At 50.7% G+C, this 6,018-nt stretch carries 7 protein-coding genes and 1 pseudogene; 6 read left to right on the top strand and 2 right to left on the bottom strand.

Annotated features, from left to right (window positions below):
* The 3 genes and pseudogenes from ETC05_RS17730 to ETC05_RS17075 all read left to right on the top strand — a co-directional run.
* Positions 1 to 185 (top strand): hypothetical protein (locus ETC05_RS17730; RefSeq protein WP_216366546.1); only part of this gene is annotated, 185 nt, incomplete at its 5' end.
* A 363-nt stretch (positions 186 to 548) separates the two neighbouring features.
* Positions 549 to 1,720 (top strand): annotated as a pseudogene (locus ETC05_RS17080) (ISL3 family transposase).
* 92 nt (positions 1,721 to 1,812) lie between these two features.
* Entirely contained in the window at positions 1,813 to 2,496 is a 684-nt protein-coding gene (locus tag ETC05_RS17075) for a hypothetical protein (RefSeq protein ID WP_253264049.1), read from the top strand.
* A 90-nt stretch (positions 2,497 to 2,586) separates the two neighbouring features.
* Here the strand turns inward: ETC05_RS17075 and ETC05_RS17070 are convergent, their stop codons facing one another.
* Positions 2,587 to 2,970 carry a hypothetical protein gene (locus tag ETC05_RS17070; protein ID WP_368668051.1) on the bottom strand — a complete coding sequence of 128 codons (384 nt, stop codon included), beginning with the start codon at positions 2,968 to 2,970 and terminating at the stop codon, positions 2,587 to 2,589.
* A 180-nt stretch (positions 2,971 to 3,150) separates the two neighbouring features.
* Here ETC05_RS17070 and ETC05_RS17065 point away from each other — a divergent pair, with 180 nt between their 5' ends.
* The 3 genes from ETC05_RS17065 (at position 3,151) to ETC05_RS17055 (ending at position 5,683) form a co-directional block, all read left to right on the top strand.
* Positions 3,151 to 3,672, top strand: coding sequence for a hypothetical protein (locus ETC05_RS17065; protein ID WP_171661527.1), 522 nt, complete (start codon positions 3,151 to 3,153; stop codon positions 3,670 to 3,672).
* The gene (locus ETC05_RS17060; RefSeq protein WP_171661526.1) at positions 3,632 to 4,285 is read left to right on the top strand and encodes a PspA/IM30 family protein; all 654 of its coding nucleotides are present in this window, start codon (positions 3,632 to 3,634) and stop codon (positions 4,283 to 4,285) included. Before ETC05_RS17065 ends, ETC05_RS17060 begins: the two co-directional genes overlap by 41 nt.
* A 159-nt stretch (positions 4,286 to 4,444) precedes the next feature.
* A complete protein-coding gene (locus tag ETC05_RS17055; protein WP_171661525.1) occupies positions 4,445 to 5,683 on the top strand; it encodes an MFS transporter in 1,239 nt (412 codons plus the stop codon).
* A gap of 160 nt (positions 5,684 to 5,843) precedes the next feature.
* On the opposite strand, the gene ETC05_RS17050 is transcribed toward ETC05_RS17055, so the two are convergent.
* The coding region (locus tag ETC05_RS17050) for a P1 family peptidase (protein ID WP_171661524.1) at positions 5,844 to 6,018 on the bottom strand (175 nt) is incomplete at its 5' end.

The raw sequence follows: 6,018 nt of genomic DNA, 5'->3' as shown, positions 1-6,018 counted from the left end.
TCGCCCTTCTTTCGGTGGTAGTGGTTTCGGTGACTCTATTCTACCAGAAAAAAGGGCGATTCTTCTATATTTGGGGCAAAAAAGTGGGGGCTGATCCCAAAACGCATTCCCGTTTTGGGTCAGCTCCAAGCTTGTTTTTTTACTATCGATCCCATTGGGATCATTCTTTCATGATTTTGATTTGATGCAAGAGACAATGAGGAAGAACGGTTTTTTCATGTTCTTTCTCACCTTTCCCACCTTCCGAGCGAAAATGAGGCGGGTTTTTTTCTAGGTGTTTGCTTGGTTACGGAGCAAAACGTGAGTTGACGTTCAAAAATCTCCTTGAAACATTGCCTACTCCTTGAGCAAACTTTTCAATTCCATTTCATACTTTGAAGGAACAATCCCGTATTTTCCTGTTTTTTTATCGAAGATCATTGTATGATTGGCTCTTCACCACAAAATGTACTTGACAATCAAGTTGTTTTCTGATCAAGGGTACAAAAAATGCGAAATTTCCTGTATGGTAAAGGTAACCAAACCATCAACCATGGAGGAAATTTCGCATGCAATCTCAGTTTATCAAAGATTTGATCACTTTACCAGGCTTTCTTATTCAAGGAGAACGAAAAGAGGAAGGACGATGGATTTTTGAACTTTCCCTCCCTCCTCATTGTCCGATCTGCCCGACTTGCTTCGGACGAACCATCAAAATGTCATCGAAACGGAAACAATGGATTCATGGCTATACCAATACGGTCGGTTTATTTTGGATTGAACTTCCCATCGAAAGACGGCGTTGCCAAGCCTGTTTTCTGACGTTCACCGTTTCTTATCCGGGACTTCCGTCTCACAGTATCGCGACGGAATTGTTTCAACATTGGGTTGCCCAGTTATGCATCGGAAAAACGATTCAAGAAGTCGCTCGCTTGTTACCACTCGCCTACACGACCGTAGAACGCTGGTTTTATCAATATGCCCCGGCTCTTTTACCAACATCGAATCCTACCGTCGTATGTGTGGATGAATTCGCTTTCCGAAAGGGACATGATGACGGAGTAGCCGTGATGGACACACAGACTCGGAATGTCCTTTCCGTTGCTTCTGGAAAAAATGGAGCAGCCATTGTGGAGGCGCTTCAACCCGTTGCCGCCAAAGTGAAGTATGTGGTCAGCGACTTGGCTCCTGCCATGAGAAAAGCCATTGAAAAGGTATGTCCAAAAGCCGTTCACATTCTTGACCACTTCCATGTGATTCAATGATTCACCGATTCGCTGGAACGTTGTCGTAAATCCCTTGCCAAAGGCGGAACCAAACATGGAAGCGTTCGCCGCGTGTGCCGATTATTCAGCCAACGTCCAGAAAAATGAACAGAAGAAGAGAGACAGGAAGTTCGACAATGGTGCCAAGAAAGTGCTTATTTACGTGATGTCTATCAAGCCCTTCAACATTTCCGTTACGTATCCAAAAGCCAAACAAGAAAGCAAGCCGAAACTCGTTTGACCCAATGGTTTGACCGGTACCTTTTTAGCGACTGTGCCGCCGTACGCCGTATTGCCAAGGCACTCATCACCTGAAGAGATGCCGTGCTTTCTTGCATCGTTTTTTCTTACTCAAATGGTCCAATGGAAGGAATCAATAACAAAATAAAATTGATCAAAAGGCGAGGATATGGATATCGAAATATATCCAGCGTTTTACTTGGCGTGTCCGTCTAGAGACCTCTATCACATCGTAACATAAAAATCAAGTACATCTTTTGGTGATGAACCTAATAATCTTAAAATATTAAATTTTTCGGGAGGTATTGATCATGAAAAGATTTTCTTTTTGCTTCCTATCAGCCGTTTTCTTATTGGCTACAGCCTTTTTTTCCCACCTTCCAGTGCAGGGGCTGAGCAGCTTATTGAGAACAAAGTGAAGCTCAAAAACGTATTTGTGGACATTCATTATGATAAATCACAAGTAAATTTGGTTCGAACGGAAGATCAGAATTCCACTAAACTTCACCTAGTTGATAAAAAATCGGGAAAGATTTTAGAAACATACGGAGAAATCGTACAGCCCCTAGAACAAGTTGCAACAAAAACAGTTGGAATGAATGATGCATCGGTTGCCAGTGCCGCTGGAACATATTCGATTTCGACTGTCTACCCCGAACGAAATGACGGTCCGGCCGTGTCTAGATTGAGCACCCAACTTTACATCTATTCATACAATTCGTTTCGCCAAATTAATAAAGTATTGAACACCTGGTGGTCTGAAGCGAATGGGGGAAGTTGGTATTTGACTCGTGACGTAGCAAACACCGTTTCTATGACTGGATCCTTTCCTACCACAAAAGTGCAAACATCAGGAAGTGCGACAATTGAAGTGAAGACTAGCTATAGTATAACAGGATCATTTTCCATTTCAGCTCTTAAAGAGGCAGGGTTCACATACGGCTACTCATCCGGGTCAGATATTTATTATCGAAAACCGATCAACTTAGGGTTCGTGTATTCACTTTATTAGGCGTTAGAACACGGCGCTCGGACTTTTGAAGGAAAAGGCGCTCTAGGCAGACTGGGGCGCCTTTTGTTTACGACGGCCACATGAGCCGCTTCACCGTTTTTTCCAAAACGAAACGTTGCCCGCTGCTAGGCGATACCACAAGTGGAGGGCGTTCATCATCAGAAAATAAATCAACGCATTCATAACGGCATTGACATAGGGCATGACCAAGTCGCCGGCATCGCGGATTTCGATCGGAAACAGGCGGATGATGAGGACAGAGATCGCGATGATGAGGAGCGAACCGATCAGAGTACCGCCGAACCGCGCCTGCGGATGCCATCGAATTCTCGCCAAGCCGACGATCAACGAGCCGATGGCAAATGCGAGAAACGAGCCGTACGCATAATATCCGACATTAAACGTTGGAAACAAAAAGGAAAACAACAACACCAACAAAGCGCCGCCCACATCAAGTCCATACGACCGAACCACGTCTTTCCTTCCTCCCCCACAATGTCATGCGAAAATCACCGTCCATCTTGCGCGGATCCCCCTAATGGATGATATGCGCAAAATTCCTTCAAAAAACATTCGCTTTTCACCTAATTTTCTCCTTCCCCTTCTACAATACAAACCGTAAGCCAGTCCACCACGGAAAAGGAGGTGAGAGGATTGAAGAAAACTCGAGCAGTCGTTTGGCTCGCGCTTGTGGCGCTCGTTGGGGTCAGCTTGCTTCATGGGCTCACGCCGCATGAAGCGATGGCGCACGGACGCCCCGGTGTTCCGTTTGACGGCATGCATGGCGGCGTTTGGCACCACCGTCAGGTATTAGTCATGGGGCCGCGCGCAGGCTGGATGCTTCCGGGCTTGTTCCTGTGGGTCATCCCCTTGCTGCTTATCGGCGTTGGCGCAGTATGGCTCGCGATGAAGCGGTCAAAGCGCTGGATCGGTTGGGCGCTGGTCACCTTAGGGGTCGCAGCCTTGTTGCCGAAATGGGTGCTGATTGCACTGGCACTCGTGGCCGTCTACACGTTCGGACGACGTCAAGGACGAAAACCGGCAGCCGCTGAAGCATGGGCTCCAGCACCGCCGTCCGTTTCTGTCGATTGGCTGGACCAATGGGAAAAAACGATACAAAAGGAGGCGCAGACGAATGGGCATTTTTCGTCGGATCAAGACGATCGTTCTCGCTGAAGTGAACGAACAAATCGATCAATGGGAAGACCCGATCGCCATGACAAAACAATATTTGCGTGAACTCGAGCAGCAGCTCGAACGAGGGCGCCAAGCGCTCGCCCGGCAATGGGTCGCTGAGCGGCGCTATGAGACGCTGATCGCCCAAGCGGAAGCGACGGTGGAAAAGCGGAACCGCCAAGCGAAACTGGCGCTCGAACGCAACGAAGAAGCGGTCGCCAAGCTGGCGCTGCGCGACAAGCTGCTGCACGAGAAAAAGCGGGAAGCCTATAAGCAACAATACAACGCGATCAAAGCGAAAACCGCTGAGGTGGCCCGCCGTCTTCAGGAGCTGCGCGAACGATATGACGAGCTCGCCGCCAAGCAGCTTGAGCTCACCGCTCGCGTCAACGCCGCCCAGGCGCTCAAGCAAATCGACACGGCGCTCGCTTCGTTTTCCGCTGATGAAGCGCTGCGCGGCTTCGCCCGCATGGAAGAGCGCGTCATCGCCTTAGAAGCCGAAGCGGCCGCCGCCCGCTTCGGAACGAACGCTGCGTTGTCCCCTGTGCCGTTTGAGGAAGAAGTGGAACGTGAGCTGGCAAAATGGAAAGAAGCCCAAGCGACGAACGCGTAATCCCCCCTCCCCCCTTTGACATAGATGACCCCCTTGCCTGCCCGGCAAGGGGGATTGGTTTGCTCGCTCCCCTGTCACGCGTAAGCAAAATCATTTCCTCTTCTTTTCCATTGTAGTAAAATGATTAGAGAAACGAAATAATTCAGGAGATGACCCCGCATGGACTGGAAACGAAGCGTCCGCATTTTATGGCTGTGCAATTTTATGGTGTCGGCCGGAATGACGATGGTCATTCCCTTTTTGTCGCTTTTCTTATGGCAAATGGGTGTCACTGAGCATCATGCCTTAAGCATGTGGACCGGGCTTGTCTTTTCCGCCACCTTCTTATCGGCAGCCATCATGGCGCCGATCTGGGGAATGTTTGCGGATCGATATGGTCAACGCGCCAATTTGATTCGCGCCGGAATCGGCATGGGTTTGATCACCGCCTGCATGGCGTTGGCCACTTCGCCCACGGCGCTGCTTGTGCTTCGGTTTCTTGTCGGCTTTTTCTCCGGCTTCATCACCGTCTCGTTTTCCTATTTGGCCCGCGTCGTTCCGAAAGACCATAGCGGTGAGGCGCTCGGAACGCTGCAAACCGGCAGCATCGCCGGAAACATTATCGGGCCGCTCATCGGCGGCGCTTTGTCCGACTTGTTCGGCTTCCGCCCGGTGTTTTTAGTGACTGGGCTTTGCATTTTGCTTACCCTCTTGCCCGTCATCTTTTGGCTCGAAAAAGACCCAGTCGTGCCGCAAATGAAAGAAAACAAGGCGAGCTTCAAAGACGTGTTCGAACACCGGCCGCTCATCATCTTGTTTGTCGCTACGTTTCTCGTGCAAATCGCCGTTCTCGGCGTCAACTCGATGATGACGATTTTTGTCCAATCGTTGGTCGGCCACACTAGCAATCTCGCCTTTTTATCCGGCCTAGCCTCATCGATCACTGGCATCGCCACGATCATCGGCGCGCCGTATTTAGGGAAGCTCGGCGACCGGATCGGGCAAGAGAAAACATTGCCGATTTTGCTTGTTCTCTCCGGCTTGTTCGCCTTGCCGCAAGTCTGGACAGACCACATTTACGCCTTGTACGTATGGCGCTTCTTACAAGGGCTGGTCGTCGGCGGCGTATGGCCTGCCCTTCAGGCGCTCATCAACGCGCAAAGCCCGCGACGCATTCAAGGGCGGGTGTTCGGCGTCACCGCCAGCAGCCGCTTCCTCGGCAACTTGACCGGCCCGACGGCCGCGGGCGCCATCGCCGGCCTGTTTTCCATCACTTCAATTTTCGCCTTGTCCGGTCTCTTGTTGATCGCCACCGGCGCCTTGGTCGGCTATGCCCACCGCCCTGCAACCAACACATGGCGCGAAGGGATGAAAGAAAAACTCGCCGCGTGGACGCATCGCCTTCATAGTCGGCACTAAGCGACTTGGCGGCATCCAACTGAGATGGGCGCCTCGCTCGGCGGGAGCGCTATATTGACACGAAGCGCTCTGGCGGCATTGAACATGAAAGAAGGTATCCGCAAAAAGTGGGACACCTTCCCTTCATCACCTGTCATCGTTTCATCCAACGGTTACCCTTCTATTCCCCCGCCCATTTCATCCGCTGAAGCAGCGAATACGGAATCGCCTCTCCAACGCGCCCGTTCCGCCCAGTCGTCGTTTCCGCCATCGTCAATGAGTTCCAAATCGCCTCCTCTGTCGCCTCAACAGCCGCTTGAAACAGCTCGTTCATGAGCAGCGCATCATCGCGGACA

Origin of the sequence: Geobacillus sp. BMUD, assembly GCF_013096845.1 — a bacterium.
Taxonomy (GTDB): Bacteria; Bacillota; Bacilli; order Bacillales; family Anoxybacillaceae; genus Geobacillus; species Geobacillus vulcani.
Note: the sequence above shows the minus strand (reverse complement) of the source record. Positions and strands in the feature narration are given on the sequence as shown.